The organism is Lentzea atacamensis (genome assembly GCF_003269295.1).
Taxonomy (GTDB): domain Bacteria; phylum Actinomycetota; class Actinomycetes; order Mycobacteriales; family Pseudonocardiaceae; genus Lentzea; species Lentzea atacamensis.
In genome coordinates, this window is the sequence record NZ_QLTT01000002.1 from 944734 (window position 1) to 964886 (window position 20153).

Sequence of the window (20153 nt, forward strand, 5' to 3'; positions counted from 1 at the left end):
TCCGGGGCCGGTTTGCTTGGTCTGGCGGGGCGGTCAGGCGCCCTCGGCCGCCAGGTCGTCGTCGTCCATGTCCTTGCCGCCGTTGGCCGGCTTCGGGCCGTTCTTGCGGGTGCGGCGCTGCGGGCGCGGCAGGGCGGTGGGCGGCGGGGGAGGCGTGGGCGAGCCGCCGCCGAGGATGAGTTCGGCGAAGGTGGCCATGGCCTCGTCCAGCTGGCCGCCGATGCGCAGTTCGGATTCCTGGTTCGACTTGCGGACCAGGGACTGCAGGGCGTCGGTGTCCGGGCGGGCGCCCACGGTTTCGGCGACCTTGGTGAGGCCGGCGTCGACAGAGCCGCCGAGTTCGGCGATTCGGGTGGCGAAGCCGTCCTCGACCTTGTCCAGGCGGTCGGTCATCGTGTCGAGCTTCGAGGTAACCTGCTCCAGGCGGCCGGCCAGGGCCTCGAGGCGGTCGGCGGCGTCCACCTGGTCGCGGGACTGCTCGATCGCCGCGTACAGGGCCGTGCGGGCCTCGTCCAGCTTGCCGTTGACGGCTTCGCGGGTGTCGGTGACGGCCGAGGCCAGTTCGGTGCGGGTTTCGGCCAGGGCGCCGGCCAGGGTGTCGCGGGTCTCGGCCACGGTGCCGGCCAGTTCGCCGCGGGTCTCCGCCACGGCTCCTGCCAGCGTGTCGCGGGTCTCGACCAGGGAGGCCGCCAGCTGGTTGTGGCGGTCGTTCACCGCGGAGACGAGCTTCTCGCGGCTTTCGGTGACCGCGGCGGCCAGTTCGGCGCGGGCGGCGGCCAGGGCGTCGCGCTGTTCGTCGGCGCGGCCGTGGATGCCCGAGAAGGAGTCGGCGAGGATCTTCTGCAGGGCCTCGCGGGTGCCGTCGAGGTGCTCGTGCACGCCCTCGTCGACCTCGTCGAGGCGGCCGCGCAGGGCGGCTTCGAGGGCCTCGATGCGCTCGCGGAGCGGGTTGGTGACCGCGCCCGGGATCGCGTCCACCTTGCCGTCCTGCTTGTCCAGGTGGCCGTCGAGGTCGTCGATGCGCTTGTGGATGCTCGCGAGCTTGTCCTCCAGGCCGTCCATGCGGCCGGCGACGCCCTCGAAGCGGCCCGCGACGCCGTCGAGGCGGCCGTCCAGCTGGGCGAAGGGCTTGGCGAGCTTGTCGACCAGGGCGTCGACGGCACGGCCGATGTCGGCGACCGCGTTGTCCTGGGCCTCCAGCTTGGCGAGGGCCTCGTCCAGCCGCTCCGCGAGCACGCTGACCTCGGTGCGGTCCGGCAGCTCCGACAGGCGCTTGCGGACCGAACCCAGCGACTCCAGAGGCGACATTCGTGCGTGGATCTCGTCCAGCGCGTCGAAGATCTGCTGCTGCTCGCTCTCACGGATCTCCGCGGCGCGCGTGAGCATGTTGCGCATCCGATCGAAGGACATCGTGGAGTTGTTGTTCTCTGTCACGGCTGAGTGCCTTCGTCCAGGGGAGGGGGAGACCACGGGAGCCTATCCGCGTCACGGGACGCGTCTGTACCACCCCCGGCAGAAAACGGCCGGGTGTGGACGGGCGACTGACCTGATCAGGTTACCCGGTTGCTCTGAATGCCAAGTTACTGGCCGGAATCAGACGACAGCGACTGGTGATGTTCCTACCTTGGGGTGACTCAAGCCGCCATCCGGTTGCAGAAAGTTGCTGATCACGGATCGGCAACATCCGTGAACCGGCTAATGATCATAGCGGGAGCAAGATCATTTTGGCCAGCGCTGAAGCGGCGTGTCGGCTGAAGTAACGTGTAGCAATGTCCACGCCGCTTACCTTGGAGACCATCCGCAGCGCGCCGAAGGTGCTGCTGCACGACCACCTCGACGGTGGCCTCCGCCCGCAGACGGTGATCGAACTCGCCGATGCCTCCGGCTACCAGGGCCTGCCCACCACGGACGCGGGCGTGCTCGGCGGCTGGTTCCGCGACAACGCCAACTCCGGGTCGCTCGTGCGATACCTGGAAGGTTTTGCCCATACGTGCGGTGTCATGCAGGACGAGCCCGCGCTGGTCCGCGTCGCGGCGGAGGCCGTCGAGGACCTCGCGGCCGACGGCGTCGTCTACGCCGAGGTCCGCTACGCCCCCGAGCTCTTCGTCGAGAAGGGCCTCTCGCTGGAGCAGATCGTCGAGGCCGTTCAGGAGGGCTTCCGCCTCGGAGAGCAGCGCGTCGCCGCGACCGGCCGCAAGATCCGCATCGGCACGCTGCTCTGCGCCATGCGCCAGAACGAGGGCTGGCTGCGCATCGCCGAGCTGGCCGTCCGCTACCGCGACCTCGGCGTCGTCGGGTTCGACATCGCGGGCCCCGAGGCCGGCTTCCCTCCCACCAGGGGCCTCGACACCTTCGAGTACCTGCGCCAGCAGAACGCGCACTTCACCATCCACGCCGGTGAGGCGTTCGGCCTGCCCTCCATCTGGGAGGCGATCCAGCACTGCGGCGCCGAACGGCTCGGCCACGGCGTGCGGATCGTCGACGACATCAAGGTCTCCGGCGATGGCACCGCCCAGCTGGGACGCCTGGCCGCGTACGTCCGCGACTGCCGCATCCCGCTGGAGATGTGCCCGACGTCGAACCTGCAGACCGGTGCCGCCGCCACCATCGCCGACCACCCGATCGGCCTGCTCGCCAAGCTGCGGTTCCGCGTCACCGTCAACACCGACAACCGCCTGATGAGCGACTGCACGCTCTCCAGCGAGTTCGCCGCCCTGGTCGACACCTTCGGCTACGGCTGGGCGGACCTGCAGTGGTTCACGATCAACGCCATGAAGTCGGCGTTCATCGGGTTCGACGAGCGGCTCGCGATCATCAACGAGCTGGTCAAGCCCGGGTACGCGGCATTGACGGCGTAGTCGATCGCTGGGCCCAGCCGCTCTCGTCGACGGGGCTGAGCGCGCGCAACGGCTCCCACCACGCGCGATTGGCCGCGTACCAGCGGATGGTGTCCCGGACACCGGCCTCGAAGCCGATTTCGGGACGCCATCCGAGCTCACGGCCGATCCGCGTCGAGTCCAGGAGGTAACGCCGGTCGTGGCCGGGCCGGTCCGCCACGATCGACTTCCGCGACTGCGGCAGCCCCAGCTCGTCCAGCACGAGGTCGGCGATCTGGTCGACGCTCGCCTCGACCCCCGTGCCGACGTGGTAGGTCCGGCCGACCTCGCCCTCCTGCAGCACCGCGTCGATCGCCCGGCAGTGGTCCAGCACGTGGATCCACTCGCGCCGGTTGTCGCGCGCCGCGTAGATCGGCAGCTGTTCGCCGTCCAGCGCGCGGGTCGTGAACAGCGGGAGGACGTTCTCCGGGAACTGGTTCGGCCCGTAGTTGTTGGCGCAGTTGGTGATCGTCGTCGGCAGGCCGAACGTCTCGAAGTACGAGCGCACCGCGTGATCGGCGCCCGCCTTCGACGCGTTGTAGGGCGTGCGCGGGCGATACGGCGACTCTTCGTGGAACGCGTCAACGGCATCGAGTGCGAGATCTCCGTACACCTCGCACGTCGACACGTGGTGGAACCGCCGCACGCCCGCGCGACGGCACGACTCCAGCAACGCCTGCGTGCCAAGGACATTGGTGCGGAAGAACCGGCCAGGATCCAGCACCGCGAGGCTGTTGTGCGACTCGGCCGCGAAGTTCACGACGACGTCGACACCTTCGACGTCGGCCTCGGCGATGTCCGCGTGCACGAACGGCACGTCCGCTGGCAGGTTCGTGCGCGTGCCGCGATACGTCAGCGCGTCGAGCGCGATGACCTCGTCCGACGGGTGTTCCCGCAGCCAGTAGCGGGTGAAGTGCGAGCCGATGAACCCGGCCGCACCGGTGATGAGCACACGCATTCTCAGTCCTCCGAACGAATTGGTGCTACCCCGGGTGGTTCCGCGCCGGGCCAGCCGCGGAACTCGACCTCCAGCTGGAACCGGTGGCCCAGGTAGTGGTGCTCGGACAGCGCGATCGGCCGCTCGGAAACGTCCAATGCGATGCGCCGCACCAACAACACGGGCGTGCCCTCGGTGACGCCGAGCAACGGGCCGACCTCGCCCGCAGCCACGGCTGCGATGCTCTGCCGCACCACGGCGATCTGGTTTCCGTTGCGGCGCAACGTCTCCCAGGTGCCCGGAGACTCGGCGTCGGCACGGCTGACCGGCGCCGCCAACTCCAGCGGCACCCACTCGGTCACGACGTCCAGCGGCGCGTCACCGGTGCGGCGCAACGACCGCACGCGCAGCATCTCGCCCGCGCCGAGCGTCAGGGCGACGCTCGGCGGCGCTTCGCGGTAGCCGTACTCGAGAACGGCTCGCACCAGCGGGACACCGGCCTCCGCGACGGCGGACCGCGCGTGCTGGAACGTGCCGAGAGCAAGCGGCTGTGCGAACGACACCACGTACCAGCCGGCGCCTTTTCGCGACGCCAGCAGGCCTTCGTCGCGGAGTTGCTCCAGTGCGCGGCGCACGGTCACTCGGCTGACCTCGTAACGCCGGCCGAGTTCCGCCTCGCTCTCGATGGCTCCGGCCGGGCCGTAGTCGCCGAGCGTGATGCGTTCCCTCAGCTCAGCGGCTAGGCGCTGCGACCGAGAACCTGTCATAAACCTGTATCATACAGGTGTTGCGACCGGTTCTGGTTCCGGTTGTCGTTGACCGGTCAACGACAGCTCGCCGACAGGTACCGCTGGCAGGCTGGGGTTGCCGTCGCCCCAACGGTTTTCCTCCCAGAAAGAGTGGTCGAATGCGCACTGCACTCATCGCCGGTGGACTCGCGGTTCTGACCTCGACGGCGCTCGCAATGCCCGCGAGCGCCTCCGGTGAGAACGCCGCGTTCTACAGCGGCACCAACCTGTCCGGCACCAAGTCACCGGTCGACCTCGCCGGCGGTGAGTGCGTGAACGTCGCGCCGGTGCGTTCCGGGATCAACGTCTCGTTCGCCGACATCGAGGTCTTCTACAACGCGGACTGCAGGACCGGCCTGCCCGGCGGTTCCGGCGACAGCTACTACGTGCTGGGAAGCTTGCACCAGGGCAACTTCCCGTTCGCGGCCGTCAGCTACCGCGTGCGCTAGAAACGCGAAAAGGGCCACCCGCACGGGTGGCCCTTTTCATCCGGAGACTCAGTTGATGTTCAGCCGGTCCTCGAACTTCGCCTGCAGCTCGCGGAACGCGGCCACCTCGGCGTCGTACGGGGCGGACGGCGCGAGACGCGTCGGGTCCGGCGATACCACGAAGGACACCAGCCAGCCCAGCGACTCGGACGACGCCAGCGCCTCCTTGACGGACTCGTCCTCCGCCCACTCGCCAGCGTCCTCGAACAGTTCGACGGCGAGGTCGAGCTGCTGCGGGTCGAGGGCGTCGGGGCCCTCCTCCATGTCCTCGGCGATGCCGGTCAGCACGTAGACGTTCTCTTCGTCCACGTCGACGTCGAGCTCGCCCGCGGTGGCCTTGACCTTGACGTCGTTCCACGTCTCGACCTCGGCGAGGTCGTGGTCGTCGTGCTCGGCCACGAACCGGCTCAGGCCGCGCTGCGAGGTGAAGGCCTCGATCTTGCCGCGGCGGCCCAGGAACACCGGGTCGTCGCCGAGGTAGCAGCGCAGCGTGTAGAACTCGCCGGCGGAGGTGATGATCTTGATGGGGTCGATGCCGACCTCGGCCCAGAAGCCGGTGGGCTCGGCCTTCTCCTCGTCGGAGTCCTCGTCGGTGTCCGCGGCGTCTGCGGCGTCCGCGGCAGCCGCGGTCTCGGCCTCGAGCGCGGCGAGCTCCTCCTGTGCGACGGCGAGCTCCTTCTCCGGGACGTCCGGCGTGCTGACGACGCTGTCGATCGCGTCGAGGACCTCGTCCCACTTCTCGGAGACGACCTCGGACAGCTCGTCCCACAGCTTCGCGCCGTCACGGCCGCTGAACGGCAGCGTGCCCTGCGGCAGCAGCGAGAAGCCCTCCGCCGAGTCGAGCACCTCGTGGACCTTCTCCAGGTCGCAGACGTCCGCGAGCGCGCGCACGATCGCGATGACGTCGGCGAGCTCACCGATGGTCCAGGTGTCCGGGTCTTCCGCGATCAGCTCTGGCACGCCGACGAGGTCGAACTGGTGGTTGTCGTCCGGCGAGAGGTCCGCGACGCCCAGCGACGGCACGACCGGCCACGCGGGGTGGTCGGTGAGGTCGTGCTCTTCCGCGGTGCGCACGAAGGCGGCGAGATGCGCGGCGTCGGGGAAGACGAACAAGTCCTCCTCGTCGCCGAGGAACGCCTCCCACTCCTCGCCCTTCTCGCGCCAGCGGGGTGCCCACAGCGTGACCACGTCACCCTGCGTCAGCCCCAGCTCGATGGGGACGATGTCCTGCGCCATCCTGACCTCCCGGTCACGCCTGCCTGATGCCGTGGGCGAGCCTAACGGTGCTGATCACCGGCGCCCAAAGGGGTTCTCGAAGAACGCGTCCTCGTCGGGGTCCTCGACGATCGGCGCCCTGGGCCGCCGCTCCGCCGGTGCCGCTTCAGCTGCGGATTTCGGCGGTGCGACGGGGTTCCACGTCGACCGGAAGGGTGAATCGCCCGCGATCGACTCGACGTCGATCGCCATCCCGTCACCCAAGGCCAGTGCCATCTTGTTGAAGCTCGTCTGCACGGCCGCGTTGGTCGCGAGGCGCACGGTCTCGGTGACGATCTCGCCGACCGCCCGCGGGCCCTGCTGCAGCAGGGCCGGGTGCAGGTGCAGCGCCCTGATCTCGCCCTTCGCGGACGCCGTGACCATGCACAGCCCGTTGGGGTGCTCGACGGTCTCGGTGGTGACGGCCAGGTCGCGCTGGAGCTGCTCGACGGCCTGCATCCGGTCCTCGTTCACCGCCGCCACCCGAACTCGTCCTCGTCCCGCTCGCGCACGAACCCCAGCTCCGTCAGCTCCCGCGGGTCCACGACCCGCTCCAGCGTCTGGTGCAGCCGGGACGCGGCGTTGCGCTGCGCCTTCTCCGCGACCCGCATGATCTCGGCGGCCAGCCCGTGCGGCCCCATCCGCAGCGCCGACGCGCTGACCTCGATCTGCCGCGGCGGACCACCGGGCGTGGCGACCACCGTCACCGCGCCGTCCGGTGAGGACGCCCGCCCCGTGACGGGACCGCTGCGCGCGACGTGCTGCGACACGGCCTGCTCGACATCGCGCACCTTCCTCGCGGCGCGCTCGACGTCGTCGTCCACCTGATCACCCCCTACTGCGACAGTGTGCCGCATGATCCTGCGTTCGGTCGTGCTGTTCGCCCTCGCCGCCCTCATGGAGATCGGCGGCGCCTGGCTCGTCTGGCAGGGCGTGCGGGAGCACCGGGGCTGGCTGTGGATCGGTGGCGGCGTGATCGCCCTGGGCCTCTACGGCTTTGTCGCGACCCTGCAGCCCGACGCGCACTTCGGCCGGATCCTCGCTGCCTACGGCGGTGTGTTCGTGGCGGGCTCGCTCGCCTGGGGGATGGTCGTGGACGGCTTCCGGCCCGACCGCTACGACGTGGTCGGCGCGCTGATCTGCCTGGCCGGCGTGGCCGTGATCATGTACGCGCCCCGATGACGGATTCGAGGAGCGCGGTCAGCTCCTTCGCGACGTCGTCGAGCGGCTGGATGCCGCGCTGGGCCCGGCACATCGCGACGGCACCTTCGGCGGCGGCGACGACGAGCTGCGCGAGGCTCTTCGCACGGGGTGCCTGGACGCCGTGGTCCTTCAGCGCGTTCTCGAGCAGTTCCGACCAGGCCCGGAACGCCTCGGCCGCGGCGGCGACCGCCTGTGGGTCCGCGGTTTCCTCGATGGCGACCGCGAGCACGGGACAGCCGGCCTGGAAATCGGTGTCGGTGACGATCTGCCGCCACAGCGCGAAAAACGCCTGCAGCCCCGCGATCGGTCCCTTTCGGAGCTTCGCCGCGAGCACCTTCTGCACCGTGTCCGACGCCCACTGAACCGCCTCGGTCGCGAGCTGGCTCTTGCCGCCGGGGAAGTAGTGGTACGTCGACCCGAGCGGCGTGCCCGCGTGCTTGGCGACCTCGCGGATGCTCGTCGCGTTGAGGCCGCGGCGCCGGATCATGTCGGCGGCTCCGGCGACGATCTGCTGTCGGGACACTTCCCCGCCTCTCTGGCTATGACGACCGTCATAGGATAGCGTCCGGCTCTGGTTATAACAGTCGTCATAGATCGGAGCTCGTCATGCCGATGATCGAACTGACCGTCCCTGCCGGATCGCTGACCGACGCGGGCCGCAAGAGCGTGCAGCGGGATCTGGCCAATCTGCTGCTGAAGTGGGAGGGCGCCCCGGACAACGCGTTCTTCCGCTCGGTGGCGTGGGCCTACCTGCACGAACTGCCGGCAGGGGCGCAGACGACCGCTGAGGACGACGCACCGCGGTTCCGGGTGGACGTGCGCGTTCCGGCGGGTGCGCTGTCCGAGCGGTGCAAGGCCGGGCTGGTGCAGGAGGCGACGGCGCTGGTGCTCGAAGCCGCCGGGCTGGGGGAGGCGGACGTCATGCGGGTGTGGGTGCTCATCCACGAGCAGGCGGAGGGAACCTGGGGCTCGGGCGGGAAGATCGTGCGGTTCGCGGACCTCGTCGAGATGGCCAAGAAGAATGCGTGAGCTGACCTACGTCGCGCGCCGGACCGCCGAATGGCGGGAAGCCCCCGACCCGGTTCTGCAATCCGATTCCGACGCGATCGTGGCGCCTGTCGCGGCAGCCCCGTGCGATGTGGACTCGGCGATCCTGGCGGGCCACGGCCCCATCCCGCCGCCGTTCGCCATCGGGCACGAATGCGTCGCGCGAGTTGTCGACGCCGGGGAATCGAGCCGGTTCTCGCCGGGAAACCTCGTCGTCGTGCCGTGGGCGATCTCGTGCGGAACCTGCGACCGCTGCGCCGGCGGCCTCACCACCCACTGCACGTCGGTGCCGCACATGGCGATGTTCGGCGCACCCATCGGTGGTTCGTGGGGCGGCCTGTTCTCCGACCTGGTGCGGATCCCGTGGGCGGACGCGATGCTCGTGCCGCTCCCCGGCGGGCTGGACCCGATGGCGATGGCCTCGGCGAGCGACAACTGGCCGCTCGCGTGGCGGCTCGTCGCACCGCACCTCCGCGCCCGTCCAGGTGCACGGGTGCTGGTGATCGCGCGCGGCAGCATCGGCCTCTACGTCTGCGACATCGCCCGCGCTCTGGGCGCGTCCGACGTGCTGTACGTCGACCCGGACCCGGCCCATCGCGCCATCGCGGAGGGATACGGCGCGCGGACCGCGGCGGAGATCGAGCCGGTGCACCACGGGTTCGACCTCGCCGTGGAGTCCACCGGACGGGTCCCCGAACTGGTCACGGCCCTGCGCTCCCTGGCGCCGGAAGGCTTCTGCGAGAGCGCGGGCAACCACTTCCGGCCGGGGGAGCTGCCGTTGCTGGAGATGTACCTGACGGGTGTCACCCTGCGGGTCGCCAGGGACAACGTGCGGGCGCACCTGCCGCAGGCGCTGGAGCTCGCGGCGTCGGGGCAGGTCGATCCGGGACGGGTGGTGTCCGGCGTGTTCGACTGGGAGCAGCTGCCGGAGGTGTTGCCGGAGCGGCATCTCAAGCCGGTGTTCGTCCGCGCGGATCAGCCCGTCGGCCGGTAGAAGCCGTAGAACGACATCCCGCTGTTCGTCGTGCGGATCTTGCCGACCTGCACGGGGTCACCGGCCTCGACCATCTGCCCGTTGCCGATCACCATCGCGACGTGCCCGTCCCACACGACCAGATCGCCTGGCAGCAGCTGGTCCGGTGGCACGGACGCGCCCATGGCCTGCGACGAGGCCGGGCGCGGGATGTCGAAGCCCGCGTTCTTGTACGCCCACTGCGTCAGGCCTGAGCAGTCCGTGCCCTGGGGCGGGTTCGCGCCACCCCACACGTACGGCGTGCCCAGGGCCGACAACGCGTTCCGGACGGCCTTGGCCGCGGTCTCGTTCGGTGCCTCGGCACTGCTGCCGTCGGGCAGGTTCACGCCGACGCCGGTGCCGGGCTGCGGTGGAATCGCGACCGGCAGCCGGGGGCCGGAACCCCCGCCGCCGCCGCCTCCGCCACCGCCGCCGCCCCCACCGCCTCCACCGGAGCCGGAACCAGACCCGGAACTGGCACTGGAACTGGAGCTGGAACTGGCACTGGAACTGGAGCTGGAGTCCTGCTTCGGCGAGTCGGAAGCACCGGCGGCAGCGGTCGTGCCCTCGTCACCGCCGAGCGGCTCGCCCAGCTTCCCGAGCGCGCCGACGTCGGGCTGCTGCAACCCGTTCAGCTGCCCGACCAGCTGCGTGAGCTGGTCGCGCACCTTTTGCAGCTCGGCGGAAGTCTTGCCCTGGTAACCGGAAGCCAGCCCGGCGAGGTCGGCCAGAGCGGCCAGCACCACACCGGGACCGGCCACCATCGACGCGGCGACGGCGGCGGCGAGCTTCGGCGTCGCCTTCGAGGTGAACTCGTCGATCAGGCCCTGGATCGCCGTCCGCCCGCCGGTCACCGCGGAAACTCCGGACGAAGCCACGGTCTTGACCACCGAAGCGTTGGAGGACAACGTGTTCGCGGCCGCGGTGAACGTGGCCACGCGGCTGGTGAAGGCGTTGGCCTTCTCACCGGACCACGTGTTCAGCACCGCGGTGGAAGCCGACGAGTGCCGCGAACCCAGGTTCGTCAAAGCGGTCTGCGCGCGGCCGAAGGCGTCGCCGGCACGCGTGGCGCCGCCGGTGTCGCCGTCGAGCTTCGCCAGGTCTTCCTTCATCGGCGCGATGAACGTGCTGAGGAGTCCCTCGACGCTCATGCGCGCGCCGCCTTGTTCAGCGAAGCCTTGTGCGCCTCTTCCCGGGCGATGTACGCGTCACGGGCCTTCGCGACGGCCGTGCCGAGGCCGGAGAGACCGGTCGACGCGGCTTTCAGCGCGTCCACCTGCGCCTGCGCCGCGGTCTGGAAGGCGGCGTTGAGACCAACCTCGTTGCCGATCTTGCCGAAGCAGTCGCCCGGCAGGGACGTGGTGCCGTTCAGCGTGCCGGTGCCGACCGCGCCCACCTCGCTCGCCAGACCGCTCACCGCCGACGCGTATCCGGTCAAGGCGTCGAGGTCGACCTTGAGACCCTGTTCCGCCATGTGAAGCTCTTCCCCCAGTCGTGACCTGTTCGCGTTGATCCTGCCCCGATGAGCGGTACCTCGCCCGTCGTTCCGCCAAGATCATGGAACTGTGGGCGTCATCGAGCACTGGGACCGGATCCTGGCATGGCTGGCGGAGCACGCTCCTGCCACCCGTGCCGTGCTGCGGCCGAGGTACGACGCGCTGCCGGAGCTTCGGGTTCCGATCGAGCTCCAGATGTGGTGGAGCGTCTACGGCGGTACCGAGGAAGGCCTCTACGCCGAGATTCTGCCGCCCTTCTACACGCCGCTGGGCGCCGATCGCGCGTTCGTGCTCAGGGAGACGCACACGAGCAAGCCGGTGGACGCGTCGGAGGCCGGTTCGGCCACGGCCGGATTCCACCCCGAGTGGCTGCCGATCGCCTTCGACGGCACGGGTGACGTGCTCGCGGTGGACCTGCGGCCCGGTGTGCTGCGCGGTTGCGTGGTCGAGTGGGACCAGGAGCGCAACGAGATGATCAAACCGGAGTGGACGTCGATCGTGGAGATGTTCGACCAGGTCGCGACGTCTCTCGAGACGCGCAGCGCGGTCGGGCACTGCTACCCGATGGTCAACTCGGCCGGCGAGCTCGGCTGGCGCACTAGCTGACGGCGCGTTCCAGGATGCCCAGCGAGATCAGGCCCTCGATGATCTGGTCGACGCCCAGCGCCGCGAGCAGGACGCCGAGGACCCGCACGAGCACCCAGGCGTAGGTCATCTTCACCCAGCGCATCACGATGCCGAGAAGCGCGATCGCGGCCAGATCGAGTGCGATCACCGCGGCGAACCCTCCGGCCAGCACGAACGTCGTCTCGATCGACTTCGTGTCCGAGAGCAGGAACAGGTAGGCGAGCGCCACCGGGTTCGCGTAGTAGGCGGTGGCCAGCTCGTGGGTGCCGCGCGTCTCGTCGTGCGTCGGTTCCTGCTTGCGCCCGAGGACGAGGTCCAGTGCGTGCACGAAGAGGATCACGCCGCTGGCCAGGTACAGCCCGCCCTCGCTGATGTGGAAGATCGAGAGCAGCGTGCGCCCGGCCACCACCACGAAGAACCCCACGCCCAGCGCGATCGCGGTGGAGGTGAGCGCCACCCGCCACCGGGTCCGGGAGTCGGCGCCCTCGGTGTCCATCAGGAACGCCAGGATGATCTTCGGCGGGCCGACCACGGCGACGAGGATGCTGAACGCCTCCACGAACTTCATGGCGGCCATCGTCGAGCCGGGACGCCGGCCGCGCGCGTTACCTCACGCGGGCGAGTGAACGCTGCGGCACGGCGGTGGTCTTCACGCGGGCGTACACCTTCACCGCTGCCAGCGCGCCGAGCCAGCCGAGCGCGGTGCCGGTCGTGTTCGTGATCAGGTCGTCGACGTCGAAGATCCGGTTGGCCCACAGCAGCTGCGAGCCCTCGATCAGCAGCGAGACGCCGTACCCGATGAGCGCGGCCTGCCCGGCCGTGCGACGGCCCCAGAACATCAGCATCGCGCCCAGCGGCACGAACAGCAGCACGTTCAACGTCATCTGGTCGAACGCGATCTGCCCGTCCCGGAACGTGTCGGCGATCCACTGGAACGGCACCAGCTGCACCGACTGACGCGGCGGCACCGTCTGCATCGGCAGGAACGTCGCCGCGAACAGCATGCTCGCGTAGACGGTGACGGTCGCGCCGCGGAAGGTCAGCTGACGGAAGAACAGCTGCGGCAGCAGGAAGACGACCGACAGGAAAAATCCCCACTGGATGCTCGCGAGCATTGCATTCGTCATGGTTCAAAGCTAGGAAAATGGCCCTCGGCGCACATCGCGCTGAGGGCCAGTTCCGACCTCGTACTTCCGGTCGAGTGTTACTCGGCCGCGTAATCCCGCGGGCTGATGCCGCGTAGTACCGGACCGCACGACAGGGCTGCTACCAGCGCGACCACCATGCCGACCGCCACAGGGGCGAGCACCCACGGCGTGATCGGCATTTCTCCGCGGCCCACCAGTCCGCGTGCGAGAGTGAGCAGTCCGATTCCCACGACAATGCCCGCACCGCACGCCCCGATTGTGACTGCGAACACCGGCAGCATCACTTCGCGGCGCAATGCGTGAGCCAGCACACGAATCGGAGTTCCGGCCGCGATCAACGCACCGAAAGTGCGCCTCCGGTCGATCACCGACCCGGCCGCTGCCACCGCCGCGCCGATGCCGCCGAGCACCGCCGCGATCGACAGCCCGATGACCGTGGCCCGCTGCAGGTCCGCCATCAACGTGTCGCCGTACAGGCCCCGCTGCTCGCCGTCCACCAGCTGCACGCCCGGCAGCGTGCCGACCAGCGCGGTGTGCACGGCGTCGCGGTTCTCCCGCGTGGTCGGCACGCCGACCATCGACACCTTGCCCTCGACGCCCGGCAGCAGTTCGGGATCGATCACCCCGCTGATCCGGCCGGAACCGTTGAACGGCCGGGTCTCGTACTGCGCGGGCAGTTTCGCGGTCACGTCGTCCTTCGTGCCGCTCGACTTGAAGTGATCACCGTTGAGCCGCGAGTACGCGTACACAGCAGGTCCTGGCTGACACGACAGACCGTTCAGGACCTTCGCGACGTCAGCGCACTTGCCGACGATCACGTACGACCCGTAGCTGCCGTCCGCGCCCGCGCTCACGGTGCCGTCCAGCATCGTGACGATCGGCGCCGAGGTCTGCAGGCGCAACGGCGTGAGGTCGTGCGTCACCTGCTCCGCGACGATCGCGTCCGTCTTCCACGTGTCGTCGCGGAACGGCACCTGACTTTCCAGGCCGGGCAGCATGGTCAGCGCCATCGAGCCGGTGAAGACGGCGATCACCACACCGGCGGAACCGCGGAACGCCGCCACCGGGTCACCCGCCAGCCGCCGCCCCGCCAGCAGCGTCGACGGCTTGCGCCACCGCCCGACGAAGAACCTGCCGACCCACGCCGTGACCACCGGTCCGGCCAGCACCAGCGCGACCGCCACCGCGCCGAGACCGAGGAGAACCACGGTGAACTGGTTGTCGCCGCCTGCCTCCTGGGCGTAGAGGATGCCCAGGAAGAACACTCCCAGCGCGCCGGCGATCGTCATCAGCCGCCAGGACCGGACCTTGCGCTGTTCCTCCGCCGCCAGCGGCCGGTTCACCACGCGGCGCAGCCCCATGATCGCCGCCGCGATGACCAGCACCGGAGCCAGCACGGCCACCGTCGCCACCACCGCGGGCGAGGGCACGAAGTCACCCGGATACCAGGTGCCGCCCTCCCACGGGATCTTTGCCGTGATGTGGCTGAACGGCTGTGCCAGCAGCACGCCGAGCACGCTGCCGACGACCCCGCCGACCGCGGTCTCCACGGCGGTCATGATCACGACTTGCCGCGGACTGGCACCGGCGAGCCGGAGCGCGGCCAGGCGCCGTTCCCGTTTCGCCGCGGTCAGCCGCGCGGCCGAGGCGACGAGCACCAGACACGGCACGACGAGCACCACTAGCCCGACACGGGTGAGCAGGTAGAGCATGCCGTGGTAGTCGTCGCGGTACGAGCCGCTGCCACCGGCCAGCCCTGGCGCCGGATAACCGTTCTCGATCTTGTCGTGACCGACGATCGCGACGAGCTCACCCGGGAACTTCAACGCTTCCGGTCCGAGCACGCCGATCTGCTTGCCGGGAAAGCGATTCCCGAGCTTCTCCGCCGGTGTGTCGCGCACGAGGTCGGCCAGTGCGGGCGACAGCAGCACCTCGCCCGCTTCCGGGAACTTCGCGATTCCCGCTGCCACCGGCACGTTGCCGGTCTTGAGCCGTGCGACGTCGAACCGTTCGATGAGCTTGCCGTCGAACGAATCCTTGTTCACCGCAACGGAAATCGTGCGGTCCTCGTTCTGCGTGAAGACCTCGCGCCACGCCGTGCGGTCCGCCCGTGCCTGCAGCCCGTTCGGTGCGGCGACGAGCCACAGCACCAGCGACACCGCGATCATCACGCCGAGCGCGACCAGCACCGTGGCCACCTGGCTGCGCCGGTCCCTGCGCAGCACCGCGAGCGCGATCCTCACGCGGACACCCCCGCGGCGATGCGGCCGTCCTGGATCTCCACGACCCGGAGCGCCCTGTCCGCGATCGCCTTGTCGTGCGTGACGATCACAACGGCCGCGTTGGTCTCCTCCGCCGCGGCCAGCAGGGCGGTCATCATCTCCTGGCCGGTGCGGGTGTCGAGGGCACCCGTCGGCTCGTCCGCGAAGATCACCCGCGGCCGGTGCGCGAGGGCGCGCGCGATCGCCACCCGTTGCGCCTGCCCGCCGGACAGCTCACCCGGCCGCCGCTTCTCCATGCCCTGCAGCCCGAGCCGTCCCAGCCACAGCCTGGCCGCGCCGAGCGACTCCTCACGCGCACGACCGGCGAGCAGCATCGGCAGCGCGGCGTTCTCCTCGGCGGTGAGCTCGGCGACGAGCATGCCCGACTGGAACACGAACCCGAACGCCGTGCGGCGGAGCTCGCTGCGGCCGGTCTCGTTCAGCTCGCCGATCGCGCACCCGTCGAGGAACACCTCGCCGCCGTCCGCGCGCAGGATGCCGGACAGCACGTGCAGCAGCGTCGTCTTGCCGGAGCCGGACGGACCGACGACCGCCAGCACGTCCCCGGCCTTGATGTCGATGTCCACCCCGGCGAGCGCGTACACGTCGCCGTAGGTCTTGACCAGGCCACGAGCGGCCAGAACCGAATTCATGCATCTCAAGGTGCCGGGTGAGGGCCGGTAAAACCTCGGCCTTAACGACACACCGGATCAGCCGGATGACCGAGGCCGGAAAGGTGTGGTGGTGTCCTACCGTTGTCTGCCGTGGAGAGTCATCGGGGCCAATGGCCGATCGCAGCCTTGCTCGCGCTGCTCATGCTCGGCGAGCTGATTCTGATGAACGGGCCGGGCAGCGCGGAGGCACTGGTGTGGCTGCTCAGCGTGCCACCGTGCATCGCGGCCGTCGCCTCGTTCAAGTCACGCGCCTTCACGATCCCGGTGACCGTGGCGTCGATCTTCGTGTCGTCGTTCGTCTTCCGGATGTTCAACGTCGACCTGCCCACGCTGCTGAGCCCGCTGACCGTGGCCGAGACCGCCGCGTGCCTGGTGCTCACCGCCGTCATCGTGCGTGAGGAGCCGCGGCGCCCCGCCACGTGGTCGGTGGGCGCACTGATGGCCGTGAGCTTCTTCGCCGCCATCGTCCGCGACAACTGGCTCTCCTCCTCCAACTACAACGAGATGCTCGGCTCGCTGGTCCTGGGCTTCGCGGCCGTCGGCACCGGCCTGTACTTCCGCGCCCGCGACACCGAGAGCGGCCGGCTGATCGCCGCCGCCGTCACCGACGCGCAGAAGGAAGAGCGGATCGCGCTGGCCCGCGAGCTGCACGACGTGGTCGCCCACCACGTGACGGGCATGCTCGTGCAGGCCCAGGCCGCGCTGGAGGTCTCCGACGACGACCCGCACGCCGCCCACCGCCTGCTGCCCGGCATCGTCCGATCGGGCACCGAAGCCCTCGGCGCGATGCGGCGCCTGGTCGGCACGCTGCGCCAGGGCGAGGACGACTTCGCCACGACCGACCTGGCCGCCGACGTCATCTCGACCGTCGAGCGCACCCGCGAGCTGGGCTTCGAGACCCGGCTGCGCATCGACCTGCCCGACGAGGTGCCGCCGGAGCTAGGCCGCTCGGTGTTGCGCCTGGTCCAGGAGTCGCTGACCAACGTGCACAAACACGCGCACTCCCCGACGATGATCGACGTGGAGATCTCCAGGACCCCGGGCGGCGCGCTGCGGGTGGTCGTTGCCGACGACGGTCAGCCGCACGAGCTGAACCAGGGTGGATACGGTCTCGTAGGCATGCGTGAGCGGGTCGACCTGCTCGGCGGCCTGTTCTCGGCGGGCCCGCGTGAGAACGGCTGGCAGGTGCTCGCCGAGCTACCCCTGGAAGGGAAGAAGTGATCTCGGTTCTCATCGCCGACGACCAGGAGATGGTCCGCGTCGGTTTCAGGATGATCCTCGAGAAGCAACCGGACATCACGGTGGTCGCCGACGTCGCGGACGGCATCAGCGCCGTGACCGCGGTCCGCGAGCACAACCCGGACGTGGCGTTGCTCGACATCCGCATGCCCGGCCTGGACGGCCTGGAGGTCACCAAGAAGATCTCCGGCTCGACCAAGGTGGTCGTGGTGACCACCTTCGACCTGGACGAGTACGTGCACACGGCGCTGGAGAACGGCGCCTCGGGTTTCCTGACCAAGGACGCGGGACCGGCGTTGCTGGTCGAGGCGGTGCGGGCGGCGGCTCAGGGCAACGCGCTGATCTCGCCCCAGGTCACCGTCCGGATGCTGGAGCACTTCTCCCGCCCCGCGGACAAGCCAGACCTCAGCCTGCTGACCGCGCGCGAGCAGGACGTCGTGCGGGAGGTGGCGCGCGGGCTCAGCAACCAGGAGATCGCGTCGACGCTCTACCTGTCGCTGTCGACGGTGAAGACGCACCTCGCGTCCGTGCAGACGAAGCTGAACGTGCGCAACCGGGTGGGGATCGCCTCTTGGGCGTGGCGCGCCGGTCTGGTGAACTCCTGAGCATGTCCGAGCACCCGGAAACCGAGTTCCCGCGCAGCATCGGCAAGGTCGCGAACCGTGAGCTGGCGCTGAACGGCTACACGACGTTCGACTCGCTCACGAAGGTGTCCGCGAAGGAACTGCTGAAGATCCACGGCGTAGGCCCGAAGTCGATCAGGATCCTCGGAGAGGAGCTGGCGGCGCAGGGCAAGGCCTACGCCGCCGGCTGAGCATCAGACACCCATCGGGTGCCAGACCGTCTTCGTCTCCAGGTAGGCGCGCAGCCGCGACATGTCCGGCGTGACCGTGAAGTCCTCGCCGGCCTTGTCGCGCAGCACGCGCTTCACCGTGCCGGCCGCCGAGCGCTCCAGGTCGGCGCGCAACGACTCGGGCGCGCCGGTGAGGTCGAGCGCGTTCACGTCGCCGTGCGAGGCGAGCCACGGCGCGATTTCCGCGGTGCGGCCGGTGATGATGTTGACGACGCCACCCGGCACGTCCGACGTGGCGAGCACCTCGGACAGCGTGATCGCGGGCAGCGGGCGGTCCTGCGAGGTGATGACCACGCAGGTGTTGCCGGACGCGATCACCGGCGCGATCACGGACACCAAACCCAGCAACGACGACTGCTGCGGCGCGAGCACCGCGACGACACCGGTCGGTTCCGGCGTGGAGAACGAGAAGTACGGGCCGGCGACCGGGTTCGAGGAACCCAGCACCGCCGCGATCTTGTCCGTCCAGCCCGCGTACCAGACCCAGCGGTCGATCGCCGCGTCCACCAGGGACTGCGCCTTCTTCACCGGAACGCCCTCGGAGGCCGCGACCTCGGTGATGAACTGCTCGCGGCGGCCCTCCAGCACCTCGGCCACGCGGTACAGCACCTGGCCGCGGTTGTAGGCCGTGGCACCCGACCAGCCCGGGAAGGCCTTGCGGGCAGCGGCGACCGCGTCACGGGCGTCCTTGCGGGAGCCCTGCGCGGCGTTGGCGAGGAAGCCGCCCTTCGAGTCGGTCACCGGGTAGCTGCGACCCGACTCGGAACGCGGGAACGCGCCGCCGATGTAGAGCTTGTAGGTCTTCGCGACCGAGACGCGATCAGACATCGAGGTAGGCCTCCAGACCGGTGCGGCCGCCCTCACGGCCGAAGCCCGACTCCTGGTACCCGCCGAACGGCGCGGCCGGGTCGAAGCGGTTGAACGTGTTGGACCACACCACGCCGGCGCGCATCCGTTGCGCCATCCAGAGAATCCGCGAGCCCTTCTCCGTCCAGACACCGGCGGACAGGCCGTACGGCGTGTTGTTCGCCTTGGCCACGGCCTCGTCCGGCGTGCGGAACGTCAGCACCGACAGCACCGGGCCGAAGATCTCCTCGCGGGCGATCCGCATCGCCTGCGACACGTTGGAGAACACCGTCGGGGCGAAGAAGAAACCCTTGTCCGGCAACGGGCACGACGACGTCCACCGCTGGGCGCCCTCGGCCTCGCCCGACTCGGTCAGCTCCTTGATCTTGGCGAGCTGCTCGCCCGAGTTGATCGCGCCGACGTCGGTGTTCTTGTCCAACGGGTCGCCGACGCGCAACGTCTGGATGCGGGTCTGCAGCTTCTCCAGCAGCTCGTCAGCGACGGATTCCTGCACCAGCAAACGGGATCCGGCGCAGCAGACGTGGCCCTGGTTGAAGAAGATGCCGTTGACGATGCCCTCGACGGCCTGGTCGAGCGGCGCGTCGTCGAACACGATGTTCGCCGCCTTGCCGCCCAGTTCGAGAGTCAGCTTCTTGTTCGTACCGGCCAGCTGCCGCTGAATGATCTTGCCGACGTCGGTCGAGCCGGTGAACGCCACCTTGTTGACGTCCGGGTGCTCGACGAGCGTCGCGCCGACGTCACCGGCGCCGGGGATGATGTTGACGACACCCGGCGGCAGGTCGCACTGCTGGATGATGTCGGCCAGCACCAGCGCGGTCAGCGGCGTCGTCTCGGCCGGCTTCAGCACGACCGTGTTGCCGCACGCGAGCGCCGGAGCGATCTTCCACGCGGCCATCAGCAGCGGGAAGTTCCACGGGATCACCTGGCCGGCGACACCCAGCGGCTTCGGGTCCGGCCCGTAGCCCGCGTAGGAGAGCTTGTCCGCCCAGCCCGCGTGGTAGAAGAAGTGCGCAGCGGCCGTCGGCACGTCGACGTCGCGCGACTCCTTGATCGGCTTGCCGTTGTCGAGCGACTCCAGCACCGCGAGCTCACGCGCGCGTTCCTGGATCTGCCGCGCGATCCGGTAGATGTACTTGGCCCGCTCGGAACCGGGCATCTTCGACCACACGCGGTCGTACGCGCGACGTGCCGCCTTGACGGCATTGTCCACATCGGACGCGGACGCCGTCGACACCTCGGCGAGCACCTCTTCGGTGGCCGGGTTGATGGTCTTGAGCGGTTCGCCGGTGCCCTCGACGAACTTGCCGTCGACGAACATCCGGTAGTTCGGCTTGAGGTTCGCGATGTCCCGCGACTCGGGCGCGGGGGCGTATTCCCACATGT

24 protein-coding genes are annotated in these 20153 nt (G+C 69.6%); 9 read left to right on the plus strand and 15 right to left on the minus strand.

Annotation, left to right across the window (positions count from 1 at the left end; genetic code table 11):
* Positions 1 to 33: 33 nt before the first annotated feature.
* Entirely contained in the window at positions 34 to 1410 is a 1377-nt protein-coding gene (locus tag C8D87_RS13580; RefSeq protein ID WP_109639339.1) for a coiled-coil domain-containing protein, read from the minus strand.
* A gap of 359 nt (positions 1411 to 1769) precedes the next feature.
* Here C8D87_RS13580 and C8D87_RS13585 point away from each other — a divergent pair, with 359 nt between their 5' ends.
* Positions 1770 to 2858 carry an adenosine deaminase gene (locus C8D87_RS13585; protein ID WP_112226850.1) on the plus strand — a complete coding sequence of 363 codons (1089 nt, stop codon included), beginning with the start codon at positions 1770 to 1772 and terminating at the stop codon, positions 2856 to 2858.
* Here C8D87_RS13585 and C8D87_RS13590 read toward each other — a convergent pair.
* Complete coding sequence (locus C8D87_RS13590; RefSeq protein WP_112226851.1) at positions 2827 to 3834, minus strand: dTDP-glucose 4,6-dehydratase; 1008 nt, start codon at positions 3832 to 3834, stop codon at positions 2827 to 2829. The genes C8D87_RS13585 and C8D87_RS13590 overlap by 32 nt on opposite strands.
* Before the next feature lie 2 nt (positions 3835 to 3836).
* On the minus strand, positions 3837 to 4580 hold the full coding sequence (locus tag C8D87_RS13595; protein WP_112226852.1) for a GntR family transcriptional regulator: 744 nt from the start codon (positions 4578 to 4580) through the stop codon (positions 3837 to 3839).
* Positions 4581 to 4720: 140 nt separating this feature from the next.
* On the opposite strand from C8D87_RS13595, the gene C8D87_RS13600 reads away from it, so the two are divergent.
* Positions 4721 to 5050 (plus strand): hypothetical protein, encoded by a 330-nt coding sequence (locus tag C8D87_RS13600; protein WP_112226853.1) that lies wholly within the window; start codon positions 4721 to 4723, stop codon positions 5048 to 5050.
* A gap of 48 nt (positions 5051 to 5098) precedes the next feature.
* Here the strand turns inward: C8D87_RS13600 and C8D87_RS13605 are convergent, their stop codons facing one another.
* Genes C8D87_RS13605 through C8D87_RS13615 form a run of 3 tightly spaced genes read right to left on the minus strand, consistent with a single transcriptional unit; the run spans position 5099 to position 7167 of the window.
* Entirely contained in the window at positions 5099 to 6325 is a 1227-nt protein-coding gene (locus C8D87_RS13605) for a primosomal protein (protein WP_112226854.1), read from the minus strand.
* 54 nt (positions 6326 to 6379) lie between these two features.
* Positions 6380 to 6817 carry a YbaB/EbfC family nucleoid-associated protein gene (locus C8D87_RS13610; protein ID WP_146771697.1) on the minus strand — a complete coding sequence of 146 codons (438 nt, stop codon included), beginning with the start codon at positions 6815 to 6817 and terminating at the stop codon, positions 6380 to 6382.
* Complete coding sequence (locus C8D87_RS13615; RefSeq protein ID WP_233442079.1) at positions 6814 to 7167, minus strand: YbaB/EbfC family nucleoid-associated protein; 354 nt, start codon at positions 7165 to 7167, stop codon at positions 6814 to 6816. Before C8D87_RS13615 ends, C8D87_RS13610 begins: the two co-directional genes overlap by 4 nt.
* A gap of 31 nt (positions 7168 to 7198) precedes the next feature.
* Here C8D87_RS13615 and C8D87_RS13620 point away from each other — a divergent pair, with 31 nt between their 5' ends.
* Positions 7199 to 7525: a YnfA family protein gene (locus C8D87_RS13620; protein ID WP_109639109.1), complete on the plus strand. Its 327-nt coding sequence runs from the start codon at positions 7199 to 7201 to the stop codon at positions 7523 to 7525.
* Here the strand turns inward: C8D87_RS13620 and C8D87_RS13625 are convergent.
* Positions 7506 to 8069 carry a TetR/AcrR family transcriptional regulator gene (locus tag C8D87_RS13625; protein ID WP_233442080.1) on the minus strand — a complete coding sequence of 188 codons (564 nt, stop codon included), beginning with the start codon at positions 8067 to 8069 and terminating at the stop codon, positions 7506 to 7508. The genes C8D87_RS13620 and C8D87_RS13625 overlap by 20 nt on opposite strands.
* Before the next feature lie 83 nt (positions 8070 to 8152).
* Between C8D87_RS13625 and C8D87_RS13630 the strand changes: the two genes are divergently transcribed.
* Positions 8153 to 8575 carry a tautomerase family protein gene (locus tag C8D87_RS13630; protein ID WP_112226856.1) on the plus strand — a complete coding sequence of 141 codons (423 nt, stop codon included), beginning with the start codon at positions 8153 to 8155 and terminating at the stop codon, positions 8573 to 8575.
* Positions 8568 to 9587 (plus strand): zinc-dependent alcohol dehydrogenase, encoded by a 1020-nt coding sequence (locus C8D87_RS13635; protein WP_112226857.1) that lies wholly within the window; start codon positions 8568 to 8570, stop codon positions 9585 to 9587. Before C8D87_RS13630 ends, C8D87_RS13635 begins: the two co-directional genes overlap by 8 nt.
* Here the strand turns inward: C8D87_RS13635 and C8D87_RS13640 are convergent.
* On the minus strand, positions 9569 to 10756 hold the full coding sequence (locus C8D87_RS13640; protein WP_170166410.1) for a C40 family peptidase: 1188 nt from the start codon (positions 10754 to 10756) through the stop codon (positions 9569 to 9571). The two genes, C8D87_RS13635 and C8D87_RS13640, sit on opposite strands and share 19 nt — an antisense overlap.
* Complete coding sequence (locus C8D87_RS13645) at positions 10753 to 11079, minus strand: type VII secretion target (protein ID WP_112226858.1); 327 nt, start codon at positions 11077 to 11079, stop codon at positions 10753 to 10755. Before C8D87_RS13645 ends, C8D87_RS13640 begins: the two co-directional genes overlap by 4 nt.
* A 91-nt stretch (positions 11080 to 11170) precedes the next feature.
* Between C8D87_RS13645 and C8D87_RS13650 the strand changes: the two genes are divergently transcribed.
* On the plus strand, positions 11171 to 11707 hold the full coding sequence (locus C8D87_RS13650; protein ID WP_109639115.1) for an SMI1/KNR4 family protein: 537 nt from the start codon (positions 11171 to 11173) through the stop codon (positions 11705 to 11707).
* On the opposite strand, the gene C8D87_RS13655 is transcribed toward C8D87_RS13650, so the two are convergent.
* The 4 genes from C8D87_RS13655 to C8D87_RS13670 form a co-directional block, all read right to left on the minus strand.
* Positions 11700 to 12296, minus strand: coding sequence for a MarC family protein (locus C8D87_RS13655; RefSeq protein ID WP_170155126.1), 597 nt, complete (start codon positions 12294 to 12296; stop codon positions 11700 to 11702). The genes C8D87_RS13650 and C8D87_RS13655 overlap by 8 nt on opposite strands.
* 37 nt (positions 12297 to 12333) lie before the next feature.
* Positions 12334 to 12855, minus strand: a complete 522-nt coding sequence (locus C8D87_RS13660) for a VanZ family protein (protein WP_109639117.1) — start codon at positions 12853 to 12855, stop codon at positions 12334 to 12336.
* A 77-nt stretch (positions 12856 to 12932) separates the two neighbouring features.
* The gene (locus tag C8D87_RS13665) at positions 12933 to 15119 is read right to left on the minus strand and encodes an FtsX-like permease family protein (RefSeq protein WP_112226859.1); all 2187 of its coding nucleotides are present in this window, start codon (positions 15117 to 15119) and stop codon (positions 12933 to 12935) included.
* The gene (locus tag C8D87_RS13670) at positions 15116 to 15790 is read right to left on the minus strand and encodes an ABC transporter ATP-binding protein (RefSeq protein ID WP_112226860.1); all 675 of its coding nucleotides are present in this window, start codon (positions 15788 to 15790) and stop codon (positions 15116 to 15118) included. The genes C8D87_RS13665 and C8D87_RS13670 overlap by 4 nt, the downstream gene beginning before the upstream one ends.
* Positions 15791 to 15901: 111 nt before the next feature.
* Here C8D87_RS13670 and C8D87_RS13675 point away from each other — a divergent pair, with 111 nt between their 5' ends.
* Genes C8D87_RS13675 through C8D87_RS13685 form a run of 3 tightly spaced genes read left to right on the plus strand, consistent with a single transcriptional unit; the run spans position 15902 to position 17864 of the window.
* Positions 15902 to 17032, plus strand: coding sequence for a sensor histidine kinase (locus C8D87_RS13675; protein WP_146771698.1), 1131 nt, complete (start codon positions 15902 to 15904; stop codon positions 17030 to 17032).
* Positions 17029 to 17655, plus strand: a complete 627-nt coding sequence (locus tag C8D87_RS13680) for a response regulator (protein ID WP_109639121.1) — start codon at positions 17029 to 17031, stop codon at positions 17653 to 17655. Before C8D87_RS13675 ends, C8D87_RS13680 begins: the two co-directional genes overlap by 4 nt.
* A gap of 2 nt (positions 17656 to 17657) precedes the next feature.
* On the plus strand, positions 17658 to 17864 hold the full coding sequence (locus C8D87_RS13685) for a helix-hairpin-helix domain-containing protein (protein ID WP_109639122.1): 207 nt from the start codon (positions 17658 to 17660) through the stop codon (positions 17862 to 17864).
* Positions 17865 to 17867: 3 nt separating this feature from the next.
* Here C8D87_RS13685 and C8D87_RS13690 read toward each other — a convergent pair whose 3' ends face one another.
* Positions 17868 to 18731 carry an aldehyde dehydrogenase family protein gene (locus tag C8D87_RS13690; RefSeq protein WP_112226862.1) on the minus strand — a complete coding sequence of 288 codons (864 nt, stop codon included), beginning with the start codon at positions 18729 to 18731 and terminating at the stop codon, positions 17868 to 17870.
* Positions 18724 to 20151, minus strand: a complete 1428-nt coding sequence (locus tag C8D87_RS13695; protein ID WP_112226863.1) for an aldehyde dehydrogenase family protein — start codon at positions 20149 to 20151, stop codon at positions 18724 to 18726. Before C8D87_RS13695 ends, C8D87_RS13690 begins: the two co-directional genes overlap by 8 nt.
* Positions 20152 to 20153 lie beyond the last annotated feature (2 nt).